The sequence below is a fragment of the Rhodobacter capsulatus genome (assembly GCF_003254295.1).
GTDB lineage: Bacteria > Pseudomonadota > Alphaproteobacteria > Rhodobacterales > Rhodobacteraceae > Rhodobacter > Rhodobacter capsulatus.
In genome coordinates this window covers 72,513-93,944 of record NZ_QKZO01000013.1, presented here as the reverse complement: position 1 = coordinate 93,944, position 21,432 = coordinate 72,513, and the positions used below count along the sequence as shown (strand labels likewise).

At 68.3% G+C, this 21,432-nt stretch carries 22 protein-coding genes and 1 riboswitch; of the genes, 5 read left to right on the top strand and 17 right to left on the bottom strand.

The window, feature by feature from the left end:
• Positions 1-407 precede the first annotated feature (407 nt).
• Positions 408-2,057 carry a SulP family inorganic anion transporter gene (locus tag LY44_RS16210; RefSeq protein WP_055208983.1) on the bottom strand — a complete coding sequence of 550 codons (1,650 nt, stop codon included), beginning with the start codon at positions 2,055-2,057 and terminating at the stop codon, positions 408-410.
• A gap of 87 nt (positions 2,058-2,144) precedes the next feature.
• Here LY44_RS16210 and LY44_RS16205 point away from each other — a divergent pair, with 87 nt between their 5' ends.
• Positions 2,145-2,624 (top strand): HugZ family pyridoxamine 5'-phosphate oxidase, encoded by a 480-nt coding sequence (locus tag LY44_RS16205; protein WP_055208984.1) that lies wholly within the window; start codon positions 2,145-2,147, stop codon positions 2,622-2,624.
• A 9-nt stretch (positions 2,625-2,633) separates the two neighbouring features.
• Here LY44_RS16205 and LY44_RS16200 read toward each other — a convergent pair whose 3' ends face one another.
• Together LY44_RS16200 and LY44_RS16195 are read right to left on the bottom strand one after the other, a co-directional pair.
• Positions 2,634-4,925, bottom strand: a complete 2,292-nt coding sequence (locus tag LY44_RS16200; RefSeq protein ID WP_055209067.1) for a glycosyl hydrolase family 28-related protein — start codon at positions 4,923-4,925, stop codon at positions 2,634-2,636.
• Between the two features lie 242 nt (positions 4,926-5,167).
• Positions 5,168-6,772, bottom strand: coding sequence for a lysine--tRNA ligase (locus LY44_RS16195; protein ID WP_055208985.1), 1,605 nt, complete (start codon positions 6,770-6,772; stop codon positions 5,168-5,170).
• A gap of 103 nt (positions 6,773-6,875) precedes the next feature.
• On the opposite strand from LY44_RS16195, the gene LY44_RS16190 reads away from it, so the two are divergent.
• Complete coding sequence (locus tag LY44_RS16190; protein WP_055208986.1) at positions 6,876-7,298, top strand: tellurite resistance TerB family protein; 423 nt, start codon at positions 6,876-6,878, stop codon at positions 7,296-7,298.
• A gap of 308 nt (positions 7,299-7,606) precedes the next feature.
• Positions 7,607-7,793, top strand: a riboswitch (cobalamin riboswitch).
• Between the two features lie 84 nt (positions 7,794-7,877).
• Positions 7,878-8,222: a cysteine-rich small domain-containing protein gene (locus LY44_RS16185; RefSeq protein ID WP_055208987.1), complete on the top strand. Its 345-nt coding sequence runs from the start codon at positions 7,878-7,880 to the stop codon at positions 8,220-8,222.
• Positions 8,223-8,229: 7 nt separating this feature from the next.
• Here LY44_RS16185 and dacB read toward each other — a convergent pair whose 3' ends face one another.
• The 7 genes from dacB to LY44_RS16150 all read right to left on the bottom strand — a co-directional run bounded on the left by dacB (position 8,230) and on the right by LY44_RS16150 (position 14,839).
• Positions 8,230-9,678, bottom strand: a complete 1,449-nt coding sequence (gene dacB, locus LY44_RS16180) for a D-alanyl-D-alanine carboxypeptidase/D-alanyl-D-alanine endopeptidase (RefSeq protein ID WP_055208988.1) — start codon at positions 9,676-9,678, stop codon at positions 8,230-8,232.
• Positions 9,669-10,298, bottom strand: coding sequence for a nicotinate-nucleotide adenylyltransferase (locus LY44_RS16175; RefSeq protein ID WP_055208989.1), 630 nt, complete (start codon positions 10,296-10,298; stop codon positions 9,669-9,671). The genes dacB and LY44_RS16175 overlap by 10 nt, the downstream gene beginning before the upstream one ends.
• 77 nt (positions 10,299-10,375) lie before the next feature.
• A complete protein-coding gene (locus tag LY44_RS16170) occupies positions 10,376-11,431 on the bottom strand; it encodes a GGDEF domain-containing protein (protein ID WP_055208990.1) in 1,056 nt (351 codons plus the stop codon).
• Positions 11,428-12,018: a heme NO-binding domain-containing protein gene (locus tag LY44_RS16165; protein ID WP_055208991.1), complete on the bottom strand. Its 591-nt coding sequence runs from the start codon at positions 12,016-12,018 to the stop codon at positions 11,428-11,430. Before LY44_RS16165 ends, LY44_RS16170 begins: the two co-directional genes overlap by 4 nt.
• A 62-nt stretch (positions 12,019-12,080) precedes the next feature.
• On the bottom strand, positions 12,081-13,811 hold the full coding sequence (locus LY44_RS16160) for a DUF4153 domain-containing protein (protein WP_055208992.1): 1,731 nt from the start codon (positions 13,809-13,811) through the stop codon (positions 12,081-12,083).
• A gap of 56 nt (positions 13,812-13,867) precedes the next feature.
• Entirely contained in the window at positions 13,868-14,563 is a 696-nt protein-coding gene (locus tag LY44_RS16155) for an HAD family hydrolase (protein WP_055208993.1), read from the bottom strand.
• A 9-nt stretch (positions 14,564-14,572) separates the two neighbouring features.
• Entirely contained in the window at positions 14,573-14,839 is a 267-nt protein-coding gene (locus tag LY44_RS16150) for a DUF3572 family protein (RefSeq protein ID WP_081348893.1), read from the bottom strand.
• 104 nt (positions 14,840-14,943) lie between these two features.
• On the opposite strand from LY44_RS16150, the gene LY44_RS16145 reads away from it, so the two are divergent.
• Positions 14,944-16,344 (top strand): diguanylate cyclase, encoded by a 1,401-nt coding sequence (locus LY44_RS16145; protein ID WP_055208995.1) that lies wholly within the window; start codon positions 14,944-14,946, stop codon positions 16,342-16,344.
• An 84-nt stretch (positions 16,345-16,428) separates the two neighbouring features.
• Here LY44_RS16145 and LY44_RS16140 read toward each other — a convergent pair whose 3' ends face one another.
• The 4 genes from LY44_RS16140 to LY44_RS16125 form a co-directional block, all read right to left on the bottom strand.
• A complete protein-coding gene (locus tag LY44_RS16140; protein ID WP_055208996.1) occupies positions 16,429-16,998 on the bottom strand; it encodes a periplasmic heavy metal sensor in 570 nt (189 codons plus the stop codon).
• Positions 16,999-17,017: 19 nt separating this feature from the next.
• A complete protein-coding gene (locus tag LY44_RS16135; protein WP_065118330.1) occupies positions 17,018-17,401 on the bottom strand; it encodes a hypothetical protein in 384 nt (127 codons plus the stop codon).
• The gene (locus tag LY44_RS16130; protein WP_055208998.1) at positions 17,394-17,978 is read right to left on the bottom strand and encodes an RNA polymerase sigma factor; all 585 of its coding nucleotides are present in this window, start codon (positions 17,976-17,978) and stop codon (positions 17,394-17,396) included. Before LY44_RS16130 ends, LY44_RS16135 begins: the two co-directional genes overlap by 8 nt.
• 98 nt (positions 17,979-18,076) lie before the next feature.
• Complete coding sequence (locus LY44_RS16125) at positions 18,077-18,679, bottom strand: EF-hand domain-containing protein (protein ID WP_223230688.1); 603 nt, start codon at positions 18,677-18,679, stop codon at positions 18,077-18,079.
• A gap of 171 nt (positions 18,680-18,850) precedes the next feature.
• Between LY44_RS16125 and LY44_RS16120 the strand changes: the two genes are divergently transcribed.
• A complete protein-coding gene (locus tag LY44_RS16120; protein WP_055208999.1) occupies positions 18,851-19,594 on the top strand; it encodes an NUDIX hydrolase in 744 nt (247 codons plus the stop codon).
• On the opposite strand, the gene LY44_RS16115 is transcribed toward LY44_RS16120, so the two are convergent.
• Genes LY44_RS16115 through LY44_RS16105 form a run of 3 tightly spaced genes read right to left on the bottom strand, consistent with a single transcriptional unit; the run spans position 19,567 to position 21,426 of the window.
• Positions 19,567-20,070, bottom strand: a complete 504-nt coding sequence (locus tag LY44_RS16115) for a lipocalin (protein WP_146707270.1) — start codon at positions 20,068-20,070, stop codon at positions 19,567-19,569. The two genes, LY44_RS16120 and LY44_RS16115, sit on opposite strands and share 28 nt — an antisense overlap.
• Positions 20,058-20,402 (bottom strand): hypothetical protein, encoded by a 345-nt coding sequence (locus LY44_RS16110; RefSeq protein WP_055209001.1) that lies wholly within the window; start codon positions 20,400-20,402, stop codon positions 20,058-20,060. The genes LY44_RS16115 and LY44_RS16110 overlap by 13 nt, the downstream gene beginning before the upstream one ends.
• Positions 20,380-21,426 (bottom strand): aldo/keto reductase, encoded by a 1,047-nt coding sequence (locus tag LY44_RS16105; protein ID WP_055209002.1) that lies wholly within the window; start codon positions 21,424-21,426, stop codon positions 20,380-20,382. Before LY44_RS16105 ends, LY44_RS16110 begins: the two co-directional genes overlap by 23 nt.
• Positions 21,427-21,432: the final 6 nt, after the last annotated feature.

The following is a 21,432-nucleotide window of genomic DNA, read 5'->3' as shown; positions in this document are numbered from 1 at the left end:
CGATACATCTCGAGGTATTTCGCGCCATCCGCATGCGCCCCCTCAAACCCCGCCGGAACCTCCCGAAGCGCCGGTGCGGCGATCACCTGATCTTGAATACCCATCTGTCCCTCCCTCTGTGACGGTTCCCCGGGCCTTGAAGACCTGTCGCACCCCAAGGCATCATTCCCCTAGGGCAATGTAAAGGGATTGTCACACCCAATGTAATTGTCCATTCCGACTAGGGGATTTTGTAAATTCATTCACAATCCGGTTGGGGATTTTTGTAAATTTCGTGAATTTCCCGTCCTGTTCACGTCTTCGCGACCAAGGGCGCGGGCCAAGGCGGGACGGCCAGGAATTGCCGCGGCGATCTGCCGCGGCAGAGCTTGCGGTGCCCGGATCGGCGCCAAAGGCCGAATCGCCGCTCAGGCCGCGTCGAGCCTGGCCAGCGCCGCCTCGGTGTCGGGGCAATAGCACAAGAGCGGTTCGGTCAGCCCCTGGGCGCGCATCGCCGCCTCGATCGCGGGCGTGGCGCCAAGCACCATCAGCCGCTCCCCCCGCCGCCCCAGTTTCTGCGCCATCTGCCCGATCATCCGCGCCCCGGTGCTGTCGACAAAGCCGACCCCGGAGACATCGAGCAGGATCGCCCGCGGATGGCTGGCGATCCGGTCCAACACCGAGCCGAGCCGCGCCACAGAGCCGAAAAACACTGCGCCACGCAGGTGATAGGTGACGACATCGCGCCGCGCGGGCCCGGCGCTGCGGGCATGCGTCGCGCCCTCGTCCAGCGCGGTCATCTCGGACATATGGCGGATGAAGACCAGCCCCCCCAGCGCGAAGCCGATCACGATACCCTCGGCCAGATCGCGGAAGGTGACGACAAGGAAGGTCACGATCAACACCAGCGCATCGCCCTTGGAAGAGCGGATCAGCGCCGCCATCTCGTGCCGCTCGATCATGTTCCAGGCAACGATGCCCAAAAGCCCGGCCAGGGCGGCCAGCGGAATATAGCCCGCCAGCGGTGCGGCCAGGATCATGAAACCAAGGATGAAGAGCGCGTGAAACATCCCCGCCGCGGGGCCGCTGGCGCCTGCGCGGACATTGGTTGCGGTGCGCGCGATGGTGCCGGTGACGCAAAAGCCGCCAAACAGCGCCGCCCCCATGTTCGCCACGCCCTGCGCCACCAGCTCGATGTTCGAGCGGTGCTGCGTGCCCGACATTCCATCGGCGACCATCGCCGACAGAAGCGATTCGATCGCGCCCAGCAGGGTGAAGCTGAAGGCCCAGGGCAGCGCCGCCCACACCGTCTCGAGCGAGAAATCGGGCAGGGCCGGGGCGGGCAGAAGCCGCGGCAGGCCGCCAAAGCGCGACTGGATCGTCTCGACCGGCAGGTTCAGCAGCGTCGCGGCCAGGGTGATCGTGGCGATGCCCAGAAGCAGGCTGGGCAGACGGGGGGCAAAGCGCTTGAGCGCCTCGATCAGCGCGACGGTGGCGAGCGCAACGCCCACCGCGGTCGGGCTGACCGTATCGCGCGCCGCCCAAAGCGCGGCAAGCTTGGCGAGGATCGGCCCGGGCTCGCCCCCCGCCAGGGTCAGCCCGGCCATATCCTTGATCTGGCTGGCGAAAATGATCACCCCGATGCCCGAGGTAAACCCAACCGTGACCGGATAGGGCATGTAGCGGATCGTCGAGCCCAGCCGCAGAAGACCCAGCACCGCCAGCATCGCCCCGGAAAGAAACGTCGCCAGCACCAGACCCGAAACCCCGGTCGCCGTCGCACAGGCCATCACCAGCACGATGAAGGCCCCCGCCGGACCGCCGATCTGGAACCGCGACCCGCCCAGCGCCGAGATCAGGAAGCCGCCGATGATCGCGGTGAACAGGCCCCGCTCCGGCCCCACCCCCGAGGCGATGGCGATCGCCATCGACAGCGGCAGCGCCACGATCGCCACCGTCAGCCCGGCCAGGAGATCGGCACGCAGCCGCGCCAGATCGTAGCCCTCGGCAAAGGCGGTGACGGACATCGGCAAAAGGGGCTCGGCCCCGACCCTTGCGGGCAGGCTCTCGTTGCGCATGGCGGCTTCTTCGTTATGGATACGGGGCAGCAAACAGCGCCGCCATGGTCGCTGTCAAGCCCGATGCCCTCACCATTCGGAGAGCCGATGTCCGAAAACTCAAAAGATCCCGTGCAACCCGCCGACGCCGGGGCCCGGCAGATGGCGCGCGGCCTGATCACCACGGCGCGGTTCGGCGCCCTGGGCGTGATCGACCCGGAGACCGGCTTTCCCCTTGTCAGCCGCATCGCCCTTGGCGCGACGCCCGAGGGCGGGCTCTGCACGCTGGTCTCGGGCCTCTCGGCGCATTCGCGCGCACTGCGGGCCGATCCGCGGGTGTCGCTCTTGGTGGGCGAGCCCGGCCCCAAGGGCGACCCGCTGGCCCATCCGCGCCTGACGCTTCTGGCCACGGCCACGCCCCTGCCCCGGACCGCGGCGCTGTGTGACCGCTGGCTGCGCGATCACCCCAAGGCGAAGCTTTACATCGATCTGCCGGATTTCTTCTTTGTCGGCTTTTCGCTGCACGCGGGGGCCCTGAACGGCGGGTTCGGCCGCGCCTTTCACCTTGCCCCCGCGGATCTGACCTGAGGCCCCGCCTCAGTTCGGATTGTCGATGCGGATCACCACGTTGATCTTGCCCTTGGCGGCCTCGGGCCAGGTGACATTGACCAGGTTTTTCGACGCGCCCTGCTCGGCGGTGATGAAGGGCATGCCCGTGACCCGGGCGCCGGCGGCATTGGTGATCGCCCCCACCGCCACCAGGCTTTCGACATGCCGCGCCCAGCCGCCAAAGGGCAGATAGGCCGAGGCATCGGCGCTCCAGACCGATTGCGCGCTCGACTGCGTCACCTGCACAATCACCGGGTTCACCGTCATCTGGTTGACCGCGTTGAAAATGTTGTTCTCGAAGGTGATGTTGCGCATGCGCGCATAGTCGAGATCGGCAAAGCTCGTGTCCACCTTCTCGATCCGGTTGATGTTGCCGTTCAGCGCCTTGAAGACGTTGTTCGACACCGTCAGCCCGTGGATGTAATGGCCGCTGCCAAAGGGCTTGATCGAGAGCCAGGTCACCCAGGCCGCCACATCATCCATGATGCAGGTGTTGCCGGTCATCGTCAGCCCGCCAAAGGAATATTGCGTCCCCAGATCGGGATCGGGCGAATATTCGTTCGTCCATTCGATGAAGTTGTTGTCGATGTAATTGCCGGTCACCGTCGATTGCACGTTCGGCGTGGTGAAGACCAGCCCCGGCACCCGCGGCCCGTCCACCTGCCCGTCGCCCTGAAACCAGTGGTTGCCCACGATCACATGGCCGGTGCCGTCCAGCACCATCGTCGTGCCGAAGCGCACGAAGCGCGAATCGCGAATTTTCGTGTCATTCGCATTGACATTGACACAGACCGAGGTCCGGTTCTCGACATTGACATCCAGCTCGTTCGACAGGAAATCGCAGCGGTCGATGCAAAGGTTCTGGCAGCCCCGCCCGATCGAGGTGATGGCGCGGTCCTTCGGCTTCACCATCCAGCAATCGCGCAGCCCGAAGGTGTCGCCCTCGCGCGGCAGCAGGATGCCGCTGGCGATCCCGCCCAGCAGGAATTCGACATTGTCGATGGTGAACCGGGCCAGATAGTCGAAGCCGGAAAAGTCGAGCGCGTATTTGTAGCGCCGGAACGTATAGCTGCGCGTGCCCGAGCCGCCGTAAAGCGGCTGCGACAGCGTCAGCTTGGCGGCGCCGATATCGACCGCCAGCACATAGACCTCGCGGCCGACGCCGGTGCCGCTCACCCGCGCGCCGACCGGGATGTTGGCGATATTCGTCACATTGCTCAGGATCGTCGATTGCGTGGTGGAATAGGTCGCGTTCGAGGTGACGGTGACGGTGTTCCACGCCGTCCCGTCACTGACCGAGATCTGCCCGTTCGCCAGCACCCGCCGGTTCGCCCAGCTCGAGGTGTCGGGCACTGCCGCCCTGACGTCGATCGGCGCGGTCAGATCGACCCGGCGTCCGCACAGGTCGAAGATGTTGGTGTCGGTATAGGACAGAAGCGCCTGCAAGCCCTTCTTCAGCCCCAGTTCCTCATTGCCGAAGGCTTTCGCATAGGTCGGAAAGTCGAAATTCTTCTGCAGCACCAGCCGCGCCGCGGTCGGCATGATCAGCGTGCCGGTGAAGCGGATCGGGCTGTCGATCGACAGTGACGAGGCGATGCGGTAGCTGCCCTCCGGCACGATCAGGCTGCGCCCGTCGGCGGCGGCATCGGCGGCCAGAAAGGCGGCGCGGTCATCGGTGGTGCCGTCGCCCTTGGCGCCATAGTCGCGCACATCGACCACATCCATCAGATCGCGCAGGAAGGCCTCGGTGATGTCTTCGATGACGATATCCTCGATCCGCACCACGCCCCCGGTCTGCCCGGTCAGATCCAGCCCGAAATGGCCATAGACAGGCACCGTGCCCCAGGCCATGTCGACGCCCGCGCGCGTGCCCGAGCCGACGATCGCCTGCACCGTCACCACCTTGCCATAGGTGGTCAGCGTGACCGGGCTGGCCACTTCGACCAGCCCGCTGACATGGGCATTCGCCGCGCTCATCGCATAGCCCGCGATCCGCACCGCGCAGAAATTGCCCGAGACCGCCTTCACCTTGGCGGTGATGCGCAGATAGACGCCGGGCAGGATCGGCGTCTGCCCCATCCAGCGCAGCTTCTGCGTGCTCTGGGTCTTGGTCATCTCCAGACAGGTGCCGAAATCGGCATCCGCCGGCACCAGCGCCGCATTCGGGGCCCCCGCATAGGTGGCCGAGCCCGCCGTGCCATTCTCGCTCGACCATTGGCCCAGCCCCAGTTCGAAAGCGGGGGGAATCAGGTTCACCCCGTCAGTGATCGCGATATTCATCCGTGTCTCCTTCGTGTTCGGCCCGCCCCCGCCGCGGCACGCGAAGACCGGGCACGGCGCAAACACGCCGCGCGACCGCCCTTGGCGCTCCGCAGGATCGGGGATTTCACCGGGCCATCATCGCGCCCCGGCCTGACCAGAACTAGCCGTGAAGATTGAAGAAGATCTGACGACAGCGCGCGCTGCCCGGGCCCCGGACAACGCGCGCAAAAGTCTTTGATATCAGCGGGTTTAGCCCTCGATCAGGCTTTGATCAACCCACCCGCCAGCGCGGTTTCCATCAGCGCGATGGTTTCGCTCACGCCATAAAGCGCGATGAACCCGCCAAAACGCGGCCCTTGGCTTTGGCCCAGCAGCACCTCGTAAAGCGCGGTGAACCAGTCGCGCAGCGGCTCGAAGCCATGCGCGGTGCCGACGGCAAAAACGATCGTCTGCAGCCCTTCCGAGGGGTCTTCGAACTGGTCGTGCAGATCGGTGGCGGGCAGCGCCTTCAGCCGGGAAGCCAGATCCTCCATCGCCGCGCGTTCCTTGTCGCTGGGCAGCCGGAAGGTCCGGGTCGGCGCCACGAAATCATGGAAATAGCGCACCGCAAAACCCGCCGCCGCATCCAGATCGGGGTGGGTTTCGGGCGTGGCTTCCGGCGCATAGCGCTTGATGAAGCCCCAAAGCCCGGCCTTGTCGCTTGCCCCCGCCACCGAGGCGAGGTTCAGCAGCATCGCGAACGGCACCACCAGATTGGACTCGGGCGGCTGGCCGCCGTGGATGTGCCAGACCGGGTTGTCGATCTGCTTCTCGACCGGCTGCGTCGGATAGGCGCGCAGCTGCTGGTGGTATTCATCCACCGCTTTCGGGATCACATCCCACCACAGCCGCTTCGCCGTCTTCGGCTTTTGATACATGAAATACGACAGGCTTTCGGTCGCCGCATAGCTCAGCCATTCGTCGATCGTAAGCCCGTTGCCCTTCGATTTCGAGATCTTCTGCCCCTGATCGTCCAAAAACAGCTCATAGGTGAAATGCTCGGGCTTGCGGCCCCCCAGCACCTCGCAGATCCCGTCATAAATCGGCGTGTTGGTCGAGTGGTCCTTGCCATACATCTCGAAATCGACGTCAAGCGCCGCCCAGCGCATGCCGAAATCGGGCTTCCACTGCAACTTCACCTTGCCGCCCGTCACCGGCAGCGTCCATTCGCGGCCGTCCTCGTCGTCAAAGGTGATCAGCCCGTTCTTCGCGTCGACGTTCTTCATCGGCACATACAGAACACGGCCGGTTTCGGGATGGATCGGCAGGAAGCAGGAATAGGTCTGCTGCCGCTCTTCGCGCAACGATTTCAACATGATCGCCATGATCGCGTCATAGCGCTCGGCGCAGAGCATCAGCATGTCGTCGAACTTGCCAGCCTTGTAATACTCCGTCGCGCTGGCGAATTCATATTCGAACCCGAAGGTGTCAAGGAACCGGCGCAGCATGGCGTTGTTGTGATTGCCGAAGCTGTCGAATTCGCCGAACGGATCGGGCACGGCGGTCAGCGGCTTCTGGATATTCGCGTAAAGCAGCTCCTGCTGCGGCACGTTTTCGGGCACCTTGCGCATGCCGTCCATGTCGTCGGAAAAGCACAAAAGCCGCGTCGGAATGTCCGAGATGATCTCGAAGGCGCGGCGGATCATCGTCGTGCGCGCGACCTCGCCGAAGGTGCCGATATGCGGCAGACCCGAGGGCCCGTAGCCGGTCTCGAACAGCACATGACCCTTTTTCGGCGGCGCCTTTTCGTAGCGTTTGAGCACCCGACGCGCTTCCTCGAAAGGCCAGGCTTTGGAGTTCATCGCAGCGTCGCGCAGGGTGGTCATGGCAAATCCTCATCCGGGCGCCCCATGCGCCTCGCGCCTGACCTATTGAACGGGGCCTGAAACGTCAATAATTCTTGCGGCAGACCCAGAAAAGGAAACGCCCGTGACCGACACCCTGCCCTCGCTTTCGCCGCAAGACGCGCTTGTCGCCGTGATGGTCGCCGTCTCGGCTTCCGACGCCAAGATCCGCACCGCCGAACTGATCGCCATCGAGCGGATGGTGAACCACATGCCGATCTTCGCCACCTATGACATCGACCGCATCCGCATCGTGGCGCAGACAGTCTATGCGCTTTTCGAGGAAGAGGAGGGCATCGCCGCCCTTTTCGGCCTCGTGCGCGCGGCGCTGCCCGCCCATCTTTACGAGACCGCCTATGCGCTGGGCTGCGACGTGGCGGCGGCCGATGGCGTGCTGCACCAGCCCGAGCTGCGCATGCTTGAGGAAATCCGCGACGAACTGTCGATCGACCGGCTGCATGCGGTGGCGATCGAATGGGGCGCGCGGGTCCGTCACGTCAAGCTGTGACCGGCGGCACCCGGTTTCGGGCGGAACAGGAAAGGCACCGCCTTTCCCCGCCCGTAGCGCCGCGCGGTCACGCGACCGCTTCCCCAAGCACAACAGAGGCCGGCGCCCGTCCCGGCGGGCGAGAAGCGCCCGCCATGGGCGGGGCGGGCGTTGGCCGAGGGCCTTTGGGCCCCCGGCGGTCACGGGCCCAGCCGCGCGCGGGCCTCGGCGATGGCCTCGGCCAGAAGACGGACGGCCTCGACACCTCTCGATGTGGCCCTCTCGCGTCATCACGCCGCAAAGCCGATTGACACAGCCCCCGCCCGCCCCCATCTTCAGCAGGCCTTGGTCCTGCGGCACGCTGCCGCGGGGTAATAGGGAAGCCGGTGCAACTCCGGCGCTGCCCCCGCAACTGTCAGCGGCGAGCCTTCTGCAACACCCACTGGCCCCGGCCGGGAAGGGGCAGCAGGCGCCCGAGCCGCAAGCCAGGAGACCTGCCAGGCCAAAGACCATCCCGGGCGGCGGGCCCGGAGGCATGGAGCCCGTTCGCGCGGGCCGCGCCCCTCCGCCCTCGGCCCGACACAACGGAGCGGCCAGGCCATGGAACCGAAAGACACGACGACGAACACCGCCTTCAAGGGCTACACGAACAGCACCTGCCCGTTCCTGCCCTGTCATCCGGGGGTGAAGCGCGCCTTCAACTGCCTGTTTTGCTACTGCCCGCTCATCGCCTATGAATGCCCCGGCCCCTATCAGACCTACACCGACCGCAACGGGTTGACGCGCAAGGATTGTTCCGCCTGCACCCTGCCCCATGACGGGCACGAGCAATCCTGGAACTTCATCCAGAAATGGCTCGACTACCCGCAACCCTGGTCCGGCAAACCGCAGACCGAACCGCCCACCGCCCGGCCCCGTCCGCCGGGGTCGACCGATCAGCCGTAAAGCCCGGTCAGCCGTAAAGCGTCGCCCAGCGGGTGATCAGCTGGCTTTGCAAGAGCTTCGAGCGCCCGACCCAGCCGCGCGAGCCCTCGGCCTGCTCGGCCTCGCGCGATTGCGCCCGCCGCGCCAGATCGCCGGTGAAGATCGCGAAGGTCAGCTCGGTGCCGTCGGGCGCGGTAATATAACCCGTCAGCGTCGAGACGAAATTCAGCGTCCCGGTCTTCGCATCGACGCGGATCTGCGCGCCCTTGACCTTGCCGCCCGCCTCGTCGCGCAGGTTGAACGGCTTCATCAAGCCCCGCAGCCCGGCCTTCGGCCCCAAAAGCGTCACCGCCTTGACCATCTCGATCGGCGCGATCCGGTCATCGCCGCCCAGACCCGAATGATCGACGAACCGCGCCCGCGTGCCGCCCAGCCGCCCGCTCAGCCAGTCGCTCATCGCCGCCCCCGAGGCGCCGCGCGCCGCATTCGCCCCCCGCGCCGCCGTGGCCGTCATCCCCACTGCCTCGGCGGTGATGTTGGTCGAATATTTCATCATCGACCGCAGGATCTTCGGCAGCGCCTCCGAGGGCTGGCTCACCAGCACCTGCGCCGCCGCGGGCAGCGCCCGCAGCGGCTCGGGCGCGGGCAGGTCGATCCCGCGCGCCCGCGCCAGCGTCTGGAACACGTCGCCCGCATAGGCGTCGGGCAGACGCACCGGCAACCAGCGGCTGCCGTCCTTGCCCAGGGCGCTTGCCGCCACCGTCCAATGCTCGCGCCCGCCCGCCTGCCGATACTCGAACAGCGGCGCCTGCCGCGGCACCGCCGCCACCTCGGCCGTATAGACCTTGGGCACATGGCGCTCAGAGCGCGCATCCATCGCCAGCGCATAGCCGCCCTTGGCGCGCTTCCACTCGAAATGGACGCGGTTGTAATTCAGGATCAGCCCCGAAATCGCCGGGTTGTAGCCCACATGCACCGGCTGATCCGCCGCGATCGCCTCGGCATAGGGCAGCGCGCCGCCCCAGACCAGAAACCGCCCGCGCACGCCGGTCACCCCCCGTTGCGCCAGCGCCGCCGCCAGATCGGCCAGCCCGTCGGTGCTCAGCGTCGGATCGCCGCCCCCCGCCAGGATCAGATCGCCCTCGACCCGCCCGCCCGAGACCGGACCCGTCGCCAGCACCCGGGTCTGAAACCGGAACTGCGGCCCCAGCGTTTCCAGCGCATAAAGCGTGGTGATCGCCTTCGCGGTCGAGGCGGGCGCCATCGGTTTCGTGCCGCCGCGCGCCTCCAGCACCAGCCCGCTGCGCGCATCGGCCACCACATAGCCGACATCGCCGCCCAGCCGCGCCGCCGCGATCAGCTCCTCGCCCGACAGCAGCCGCAGCGCCGCACCCTCGGCCCGCAGCACCGCGGGCGTGACCAGACCGGCCCCCGCCCCCAGCATCCCGCCCAGGATCCCCCGCCGCGTCACGTCCATGCCCGTCTCCCTTCCGCTGCGCCGCGCCAACCGCCCCCGGCCCGGATCGCGGAGGAGGACAGGTCCGACATCGGCATCTGCACGAAACACCAGGCGGGCAAGTCCGCGCAAGCCAGAAGCCGCGCCTGCGCCGCACGAAGCCGTGCGCGGGCGAAGATCTGTGCCGCAGGCGCCTGCCGCGCCACCATCCGATGCCCCGGCCGCGCCAGCACCCCCACCGGCACCGCCGCCAGAATCGACCGCCAGTCCTCCCAGCGGTGGAACTGCGCCAGATTGTCGGCGCCCATCAGCCAGACGAATCGCACGCCCGGATAAAGCGCCTTCAGCCGCGCCAGCGTCTGCGCCGTGTAGCGCGTGCCCAGGCCCGCCTCGAGCCCGGTGACCACCACTTTCGGATCGGGCATCACCCGCCGCGCCCGGGCGATGCGCTGCGCCATCGGCGCCGGGCCGCGGGTCTTCAGCGGGTTGCCGGGGCTCACCAGCCACCAGACCTGATCCAGTCCGAAGCGGCGCAGCGCCTCGCGGGTGATATGGGCGTGACCGGCATGGGCCGGGTCGAAAGACCCGCCCAGAAGGCCGATGCTCTGGCCGCGCGTGGCGATCGGAAACCCCTGTTTCATGCCCCTGCCCTACCCGATCGGTCCGGGCTGCGCCACCGGCTTGTGACAACGCCGCGACAGCCGTTCCGGCCTGCGGCTCAGGCCTGCGGCCGCGACCCGAAGCGCAAAGGCGCGATCGTCCAGCGCCCGCGCCCGGCGCGTTTCGATTGATACATCGCCGCATCGGCCTCGGCCATCAGCTCCTCGGCCAGCGCCGGACGGCATTCGAGCGCGATCGCCACCCCGATCGAGGCCGAAATCCGGCAATCCACCCCGTCCAGCCGGATCGGCTCCTCGATCCGGCCGATCAGCCGCTCGGCCATGCCCTCGATCATCGACCGCTCGACCGGGCCGCGCAGCAGGATGATGAATTCGTCACCGCCCAGCCGCGCCACCAGATCGCCGCGCCGCACCTCGTCGCGCAGCACATGCGCCGCCCGCACCAGCACCGCATCGCCCGCCGCATGGCCCAAAGTGTCGTTGACCTGCTTGAAGAAATCCAGATCGAGATGCAAAAGCGCAAAGTTCCGCCGCCCGCGCGTCGCCGATTTGACCGCATGGGTCAGCGCCGCATCGAAGGCGCGCCGGTTCGCCAGCCCGGTCAGCGGATCCAGCTGCGCCTCGGTCTCGGCCTCGGCCTTGGCCAGCCGCAGCCGCCCGGTCAAAGCCGTCAGCTCGCCCAGAACCGCCGCCTTCGCCTCGGCCAGAAACAGGAATTCCATCGCCAGATCCGAGGCGGCGAAATCCGTCTCGGTCAGGCCGAAATAGCGCACCGCCTCGGACAGCTGGATGCCGAAGGACAGGTTCACCAGCACATCGGCCTGTTCGCCCGGGCCCAGCGCCACCGCAAGGCCGCGCAGGTTGAACATCGGATAGCGCACCAGCGTCATCACCAGCCGCCGCCCGGTCAGCGCGACGTCGCGCCCCTGTTCGACGCCCCGGGCCCGGCGCAGGGTGAAATGGCGGGCGAAATCCGCGCCTTCCGCCAGCTCCGGCCCGACGATCCGCGACAGCGTCGGCCCCATGGCGCGGATCCGCCCGCGCGCATCCAGCCACAGGAACATCGGCATCAGCCGCGCCAGCATCTCGGTGTTCAGCGTCACCCCCGGCTCCGACGCCGACATCGACGCGGCCACAGGCAGGATCCGGGTCATGGCGCCTCTCCCAGCTCGGGGCGGGCCAGATCGAACTGGCGCGCGGCATGATAGGTGGTGAAATGCAGCTCGACCTGCACCCGCTCCGCCCCCTCGCGCGGCTCGAGCAGGTCGATCAGCACCAGCGCGCCGTAATCGTCGGCCATCGCCCGCATCAGCCCCGCCATCACCGCGCCCCAGCCCGGGAAACGGCCCCGCACCAAAAGCGTGAACCGCCCCTGCGCCTCGGATTGCAGGGTCAGCTCCGGCAATTCCAGATCGGGCAACGCCATCTGCGCACGGCCTTGCAGATCATCGAGCGAGAACAGGAATTCCAGATAATCCGGGCCGCCAAAGCGCAACAGCCGCCGCAGCGGTTCGGTCTGCGCCACTTCCGCGCCGATATCTTCCAGCAATTGCTCGCGCGTCTTGCCGGTCAGCCCCTCGGCCACCGACAAGAGCGCCTCGGTCGTGTCATCGGCATAGGCCAGCATCGCCTCGAACCCCTCGGGGCCAAGGCGCAGACGATCGGCCACCTCGCGCCAGACGGCGCTGCCGTGGTGCTTGCACAGGAAAGCCTGGATGGATTTGTTGACGATGCCGAGCATGGACCCTCCTCGCGCGGAGCATAGCGCAACGGCTGTTAACAAACCCCCAATCTGGAAGCGTTTTAAGGCGTCATGCCGACCTGCCAGCGGCCCAGCCGCAGCACCTGCAGCGTCACGGGCGCGGTTTCGCCCCCCCCCGCGCGGAGCGCCGCGATCATCTCGGCCACCGAGACCGTCTCCTTGTCGCCCAGCACGATCTGCCCGCCCCGGACCCAGTCGCCGCCCTCGCGGCGTCGCAAGACCTGCACCCCATCGGTGCGGAAAAACTCGGTCGCATTCAGGAAAACCGCTTCCGGTCCGGGCACTTGCGGCAAAAGATCGGTCAGGACCAGCGCGCAGCGGCCGCTGCCGCCCCCCGCCGCGACGGCACAGCCGCCCAGATCGGGGGACCGCAGATCCCCCGCCAGCCTCTCGGCCAGCCCCGCAGGCCAGGTCGCGCCCGCAGGCCAGAGCGTCACCGCCGCCCGCAACCGGTCGAGCGCCGGCGCCCCGGTCTCGGCCGCATGTTCGAACTGCCAGCGCCCCTCGGAGGTCTCCAGCTGCTGCAGCCGTTCCGCCAGCACGGCCTCGTCGCGCCCGCGCAGCCGCTCCAGCCCGCGTTGCCCGGCAAGGCCCCAGTCGTGCCCCATCTCCCACAGCGGCAGCTGCGCCACCGTCGCCCGCCCCGCCTCGAACCGCGCCAGCTGCGAGCGCACCGCGATCGCCTCGGGCGAGAGAACCGGGCTCAGCCACAGCACGGCCAGCGCGAGGATCGCCAGCGCCATCGCCACGTTCACCCGCCGCAGCGCCACGCGCCAGCGCCGCCCCAGACCCAGCGCCAGCAGATAGCCCAGCCCGTAGCCCGCCACCACGAAAGCCAGCGCCGAGGCCGCCACCCGTTCGGGCGTCCAGCCATATTGCGCGATCCGCAAGGCCAGCGCCCAGATCGCCAGCCCCGCCAGCACCGGCACGAACACCATCAGCCCGCGCGCCGAGACGGTCAGGATCAGCCCCTGCGCCGCCTCGGCGTCATCCTCGTCCGCCACGATCGAGATCAGCCCGATCGCCGCGATCGCCGTCGCCAAAAGCGCCGAGGCCGCCGAGATCTCGCCAAAAAGCGCGCCGAGGCCGCGCAGCGGCAGCGCCGCGACAAAGACCACCACGACGCAAAGCACCAGCGGCGTCAAAAGCCGCAACAGCCGCAACAGAAGATAAGGAGAGACCGTGTCCGACAGCTCCGTCACCACCGAAAACGCCAAGCCCAGCACCGCGCCGGAAATCAGCCACAGCCCCAGATCGTCGCTCAGCACATCATGCAGCAGCGTCACGTCCACCAGCTGCAACAGCGCGCCCAGCAGCCACAGCACCAGAAGCGCCGTGGCCACGAACAGCCCCGCCGAGACATAGCGCACGACAATGTTCCAGCTTTCGGTGAACAGTACCCGGTAATCGGTCAGCCCGGCGCGCCCGCCAAGCCCGAAGGCGATGGCAAAGGGCACCGGCAACACCGCCAGCACCGCCATCGCCACCCCCAGATGCCCGGTCTCCAGCATCTGCGCCCCGGTCTCGAAGCCGAGCCCCTTCAGCGCCGCCATCCCGCCCGCCGCCGCCGCGATCGCCGCGCCCGAAAGCGCCGCCCGCCGCAGCCGCAGATCGGCCGCCATCGCCAGCGTCGCGAAAAAGAACGCCCCGGCCCCGACCAGCGCCGGCACCGCCAGCCGCCAGGCCTCCAGCGCCTCGAAGGCGTCGAACAGCCCCCAAAAGGCGAAACCACCCAGCATCCCGATCAGGATGAACTGCACCCGACTGCTCATCTGCGCCTCCGTTTTGGCCAGCTTACCCAGCCCCGACGGGATTGGCGAGCCACCCGTCACAGCCCCGCCAGCCAGCCCGCCAGACCGTCGATCGTCGGCAGGACCACCTCCGCCACCGGGGCCAGCACCTCGGCCGGGGCCGGACCGGTCAGCACCGCCACCGCCCGCATTCCCGCCGCCCGCGCCGCCGCCATGTCGTGCAGACTGTCGCCCACCATTGCAACCCTTGCGGGTGAAACCCCCAGATGCGCGGCAAAGGCCAGCAGCTGGCCCGGGGCGGGCTTGCCGCCAAAACCGCTGTCATAGCCCGCGACGAAGTCGAAGAACTCGGAAATCCCCTCGCGCTGAAGTTGTGCCCGCGCCGAGGATTCGCTGTCGTTCGTCGCCACCCCCAGCCGCAGACCGGCCCCCCGAAGCCCGCCCAGACAGCGCTCCAGATTGACGGCCGCCACCTGCGGGGCGCGACATGCCGCCGCATCCAGATCGCGCACCAGCGCCGAAACCGACTGCCCGGGCAGATGGGCCACGATCAGCTCGGCCACCTCCGCCACCGTGCCCGCGATCACCGGCGAGTGGCGCTCGAACCGCCCCGCCGCCAGATCATAGCCGAGCGCCTGCGCCAGCCGCCCGGCCAGCGCCGCATCGCCCGCGGCCAGATCAAAGATCACGCCGCGCGCCCAAGCGCCCCAGGTCGCGTCAAAATCAAAAAGCGTCCCATCCTTGTCAAACAGGATCGCAGCAATATCAGACACTTGAAACCCTCACGTCCAGTTGCGCCCCGCCGCGCCATCCAGCACGGCCGCGGCCAGCGCCAGCTCTTCGGGCCGTACCGCCAGCGCCTCGGCACAGGACCGCACCCAGTCATCCTCGCGCAGAAGATGCGCCAGCACCGCGCGCTGCATCGCCGGTTGCGCCGCCTCGGCCCGCACCTGCGCGGCATCCGCGCCGCTTGCGCCCAGAAAGGCCAGCCAGACCGCCTCCTCGCCCGCCATCCAGCCCAGCGCGCGGATCGCGAGAATTTGTGCCAAATCCTGCTGCAATCTGTGTCACTCCTAGAATTGAAAGAGTTTGTTAACCTTTGGGTAGCCATGATAGGCTCTGCGGGCGGCAGGTTAAAGGAGCGGAACGGTTCATGGCAGGGAAAATCCTGATCGTGGACGATGTGGCCACGAATCGGATCGTACTGAAGGTGAAGCTCTCGGGCGCCCGGTACGAAACGGTTCAGGCTGGCACGGGACAGGAAGCTCTGCGTCTGGTGACGCTGGAGCTGCCCGATCTTGTCTTGCTCGATGTGCAGTTGCCCGACATCAGCGGCATCGAAGTGTGCCGTCGGCTGAAGTCCAACCCTTTGACGCAGAACCTGCCGGTGATCATGGTCACCGCCTTCCCCTCGCCCGAAACCCGGCTCGAGGCGCTGCGCGCGGGCGCCGATGATTTCATCGTCAAACCCTTCGAGGAACTGACGCTGCTCGCCCGGTTGCGCTCGCTGATGCGGATGCGCGAAACCGACGAGGAATTGCGGCTTCGCGAAAGCACCTGCCACGAGCTTGGCTTCACCGAGCCGCCGGTGCCCGTGGCCGAACCGCCCGCGGTGATCTGCCTGGTCGCCCCCGACCGCGAAACCTGCGTCGGCTGGAAGGCTGCGATGGCGCGGTTCCTGCCGCAAGACACGCTGCGGGTGCTGGATTACAACGAGGCGCTGACCGCCGCGGCCGAGATGCCGCCGCCCGACGCCTATGTGATCTCGGCCGATCTGGCCCGCCCGGGCGAGGGGCTGCGGCTGATGTCGGAGCTGCGCTCGCGCGCGGGCTCGCGCCATGCGGTGATCTGCATCGCCGTGCGCGAGGGGGCGCGGGAAACCTCGGCGGTGGCGCTGGATCTTGGCGCCTCGGATCTGACGCCGGTGAAGCTCTCCGACCCGGCCTTTGCCGAGGAAGCGGCGCTGCGTCTGCGCACCCATATCTCGCGCAAGCGCCGCCATGACCGGCAGCGCGAACGCGTCGCCGACGGGCTGCGCCTGGCCCTCGTCGATCCGCTGACCGGGCTTTACAACCGCCGCTATGCGATGCCGCATGTGGCCCGGCTGGCCGAACGCTCGCGCCACAGCGGGCGGTCTTTCGCGGTGATGGTGCTCGACATCGACCGCTTCAAATCGGTGAACGACACCTATGGCCATGCCGCGGGCGACCGCGTGCTGATCGAGGTGGCGCGGCGGCTGACGCTGAACCTGCGGCAGGTCGATCTGGTCGCCCGCGTCGGCGGCGAGGAATTCCTGATCGCCATGCCCGAAACCTCGCTCGAGGCAGCGCGCGCCACCGCCGAGCGGCTGTGCCGGGTGATGGAGGAAACCCCGTTCGAGCTGCATGACGGCCACGCGCTGCGCATCACCGTGTCGATCGGTCTGGCGCTGGGCGGCGGCCATGGCGGCACCGGCACGGTCGAACAGGTGATCAACCAGGCCGACCATGCGCTGATGAGCTCCAAGGCCGAAGGGCGCAATCAGGTCAAGATCTTCAAGCTGCCCGCCGCCTGATCCGCCCCCCGGGCGCGGCGCGGGACAGCAAAAACCCCGACCTTGCGGCCGGGGTGATCCCGTCTCAATCCTGCGGCGTCTGTCTCAATCCTGCGGCGGCGGCGCGTTCCCCGGCCCGCGCGGGCCGTGGCTGTGCTCCTCCAAATGTTTCGAGAGCCGCTCCACCCCCCGCCGCAGCCGCTCGACAAAGCGGTCCCGCTGCTTCGGCGTCATCTTCTCCAACCGCTCGAGGATCAGGTTTTCGCCGATATCCATGCGCTTGAGCGTGCGTGCCCGGATATCGGCCAGCACCGACCGGACCGCCGCTTCATCAAAGGGCTCGGCCTTCAGCGCCGCCTCGAGCCGGGTGAAATCCGAGCGCACCGCCGCCTGCATCGCCTCGAAATTCGCGCCACGCCCCTCGGCCGCCTGCCGCATCGCCAGCCGGTCCTCGCGGTTGAAGGCGCCGCCCAGCGGCCCGAAGGTCAGCGCATCCGGGCCCCGCTCCATCACCGGCGGCGGCGGCTGCATCCGATGCGCGATCACCCCGCCGACGACGGTGCCCAGCACAAGGAAGTTCACCGTGACCGAGGCGATCAAGGCGATCTTCATCCAGCCGCGCGTCCCGAAGCGGGGCGCGGGATCTTCCGGCGGTGTCGTCGTCTCCGGCTTCATCCTGCACATTCCCCTTGCATCATTGCATCACCGCCAGCGCCAGCACATCGGCATCGGGCAAATAGCTGTCGGCCTCGGCGCTGACGGTGCTGCCAAGACCCACCGCCTGCACCAGCGTCGGCGCCCCGGCCAGCCCGATCCAGAGCCCGGCCACCGTCGCCGTGGCCATGCCGCCCAAAGCGGCCCAGCCGCCAAAGGCCGCCGCCAGCGCCGAGACCAGCCCAAGCCGCGGCCGCGCCGCCCTTGCCGGAACCGCCTTTGCCGGAACCGTTTCGGCCTGAACCGCCTCGGCCTGCGCCGCAAGCCGGGTCAGAAAGGCCGCCGGGGGCTCTGGCGCCGCCGTGCGTGCCGCCCGGAAAAACCGTTCCAGATCCGTATCTTCGAACTCAAAACGGTCAGTCATGGCCATACCCCAGTTCCGCCCGGCGCGGCGCCAGAAGCTGCGCCAGCGTGCGTTTTCCCCGCGCCGTCAGGCTTTCCACCGCCTCGACGCCAATCTCCATCGCCGCCGCGATCTCGGGGTTCGTCAGCCCCTCGAGATGGCGCAGCACCACCGCCTGCCGCTGCCGCACCGGCAGCTGCGCCAGGGCCAGCTCCAGCGCCTGCGCGCGGTCGGTCTCGATCATCCCCTCCAGCGCCGAAGCCGCGCCATCGGGCAGCTCGGGCGCCTCGTCCAGCCCGACGCCGCGGCGCCGCCGCAGCCGGTCCGTCGCCAGATTGGTCACCACCCGGTAAAGCCAGGTCGAGACCTTGGCCTCGCCTGTGCGCCAGTCGGGGGCGATCTTCCACAGCCGCAACAGCGCTTCCTGCGCCAGATCCTCGGCTTCGGCCCGGTCGCCCAGCATCCGCACCGCCAGCCGAAAGGCCAGCGGCCCGAGCCGCTCCACCAGCGCACGCGCCGCCGCCCCGTCGCCGTTGCCGTAAAGCACCAGCAGGGTTTCGTCGGACAAGCTGCGGATCTCGTCGAAGGCCATCTCCATCGGTCCCAAGCCGTAACGCCAATGCGCCACCGGAGCAACTGTCGCGGCAACTGCCGGGGCAACCGCGGCCCCCGATCCGGGGGCCGCCGCCCGCCCGCTCAGTTCTGCGCCGGACCGAACCAGCCCTGACCGTCCTGAGGACCATACCCGCCGTGATCCTTCGGACCACGATCGCCCCGCCGATCCTGCATCCGGTCCATCATCTTCTGCCGCATCGCCGCGCGCGCCTGCGTCAGTTCCGCCTCGGTCACGGCACCGTCATTGTCGGCATCGATGCGATCGAACAGCCGCGCCGCGCCGGGGGGAACCATCATCTCGGCCGCCGAAAGCTTGCCGTCACCATCCGCATCCTGCGCCGCGATCCGCGTCTTAACCCGGTCCTCGACGCGGGCTTTCTCCCGCGCCAGATCGGCCGCGATCATTTCCTCGGCGCTCAGCAGCCCGTCGCCATTCGTATCGATCGCCTTGACCCGTTCGGCCCGGCCCGCCTGCACTTCGGCCCGCGTCACCTTGCCGTCGCCGTCCTTGTCGAAGGCCTTGAAATCGAACTGCAGCCAGACCGGACCGATCGCGTCGGGCCCTCCGGGGCCCGCCATCGGCGCCGCGGGCGGCGCCTCCTGTGCCAGCGCAGGCAGAACCGACCCCAGCGCCACGCTCGTCGCCAGAACCGCCGTCATCGTTTTCTTCAGGATCGTCGTCATCGTCGTCACTCCTTGCCGCGGCCCCGTTCCCTGCCGCCGATGATCAGCAAACGCCGCGCATGGCAGTTTCCGTCGCGGCTCGCGAAGCCGTGAAACAACCGGCGCGGCGCCAAACCCCTTTCCCCGGCGCCGGGGCTGCGGCTAGACTGGGCAAAACCGCCTGGAGGCCCGATGAGCACCCCCGATCCCCAGCCCGAAAGTTCCTCCCCCGACAAGACGTCCCTGCGCGATGCCGCCACCGTGCTGGTGCTGCGCCGCGACCTGCCCGCGGGCCCCGCGGTGCTGATGGGGATGCGCGGCGCGGGCGCGGCCTTCATGCCGTCGAAATACGTCTTTCCGGGCGGCGCGCTCGATGCCGCCGATGCCGCCGTGCCGCTGGCCCGGCCGCTGCCCGCGTCCGATGCCGCAAGGCTGGCGCTCGAGGCCCCCGCAGGGATCGGCCCGGCACTGGCTGTCGCCGCGATCCGCGAATTATGGGAGGAAACCGGGCTGATCCTCGGCACCCCCGGCACCTGGGACGGCCCGGTGCCCGAAGACTGGCAGGGCTTTGCCGCCACCGGCCATCGCCCCTCGGCCGCCGGGCTGCGCTTCGTCTTTCGCGCCATCACCCCGCCGGGCCGCCCGCGCCGCTTCGACGCGCGGTTCTTTCTGGTCGATGTGGCGGAAATCGCCTCGGACCCCGATGATTTCTCGCGCGCCTGCGACGAACTCAGCCATCTGCACTGGGTCGCGCTGACCGAGGCGCGGGCGCTGGCGCTGCCCTTCATCACCGAGGTGGTGCTGGCCGAGGTGCAGGCAAAGCTTGCCTTCGACACGGCCGAGCCCGGCTCGATCCCGTTCTTCGACAACCGCGGTCCGCGCGCCACCTTCGCCCGGCTCGGCTGTTCTCAACCGCCGATGCGCTTCAGATCATAGCCATTGAAATCAAGCACTTCGCGCGCTGCCGTCAACAGATCGCCGCGCCCCTTGCCCGGCCGCGCCAGCACCACGGCCCAATCGCCCGAGGGCGTGCCCAAAGCCGCCACCCGATAGTCCTGATCGACCCAAAGCACCCAGACCGGCGCGCCGCGATAGGCCTTGTCGGGCGCGAACCGCCCGCCCGGACCGGTCAGCGCCGCCTGTCCGTGCAGCACCGCAGGCACCGCCCCCGTGCAATCGACGCCCGAGAGCGCATAGGCACCCCGCCCGTCCCAGCGCCAGCTCTGCTTCGCGCCGCCACAGCGCGGCGTCGCACTCATCGCCACCTGCCAGTCGCCGCCGAACCGCGCCGGATCGAACAGCGCCGCCGAGGTGATCATCACCTTCGGATCGCGCAGCGGCGCCGTGGGCGCAGGCGCCTTCGCGCCGCAGGCCGCCAGGGCCAGAAGCCCGGCCCAAATCACTCGACGCATTGGTTCCCCTCGATCCCGGCATCATTCAGCACGGCGTTGCAGCCCAAAAGCGGCTTTGCCGGGGCGCAAGTCCTTGAACGCGCCAGGCATTCCCCCGCGCAATCCGACCCCGCGCGGCAGGATTTGCCCGCGTCCGTCGTGCGGGTGACGCAATATTCCATCTTGCCCTGCCGCGCCCATTGCCCGCCCTTGCCTTCACAGCTGGCCCGCGCCGCGGCCACCGCCTCGGGTCCGCCGCCCTGCAATCTGCCTTCGTCAGCGCCGGGCTTGCAGGCGGCGAGAGCTGCAACCAGCAGCAGCGCCAGCGCCTCAGAACGGCATCGGATGGCCATGATGCACCCTTTCGATCGCGCCGAGCAACGTCTTGTCGAGCCCCCGCCCCGCCGCATCAAGCGACTTTTCCAGCTGCCAGACCGAGGTCGCGCCGATGATCGGCACCACCGGGAAGGGCCGCTGCAGCACCCAGGCCACCGCCATCGTCACCGGATCCAGCCCCGCCTCGCGCGCAAGGCCCACATAAAGATCGGCAATTTCAAAAGCCCGCGGATTGGACCGCCCGCCCAACTCGCGGTTGATCGACCGGCGCGAGCCCGCAGGCACGGCGCCGCCCGCATATTTCCCGCTCAGCATCCCCGTCGCCAGTGTCGAATAGGCCAGCAGCGTGATGCCTTCCTGCACGGCCACCTCGGCCAGATCGGTGTCGTAAAGCCGACACATCAACGAATATTCGTTCTGCAAGCTGGCGACGCGCGGCCCATGCCCCGCCTCGGCCAGCCGCAGCGCCGTCATCACCCCCCAGGCACTGTCATTCGACAGACCAAAGTGGCCGATCTTGCCCTCGCCGCGCAGCACAGCCAGCGTCTCCAGACAGGCGCAGAAATCCTCCTCGATCTCGGCCTTGCCCGGCTGCTTCGTCGCGTCGAACTTCCAGTTCTGCCGGAAATGGTAATCCCCCCGGTTCGGCCAGTGGAACTGATAAAGCTCGATGTGATCCGTTTGCAGCCGCCGCAAAGACCCCTCGACCGCGGTGCGGATCGTCGTGGGCGTGATCGGGCCGCCGTCGCGCACCGCCTTCATCGCATTGCCCGCGATCTTCGTCGCCAGCACGACATCGCGCCGCCGCCCGGTCCTGGCAAACCAGGTGCCGATGATCTCCTCGGTCCGGCCGACGGTTTCGGCGGAAATCGGGTTGACCGGGTAAACCTCTGCGGTGTCGATGAAATTCACGCCGCGGTCGAGCGCCAGATCGATCTGCGCATGACCCTCGGCCTCCGTGTTCTGCGTGCCCCAGGTCATCGAGCCCAGACACAATTCGCTCACCATCAGACCGGTGCGCCCCAGTTCCACTTTCCGCATAGTGCC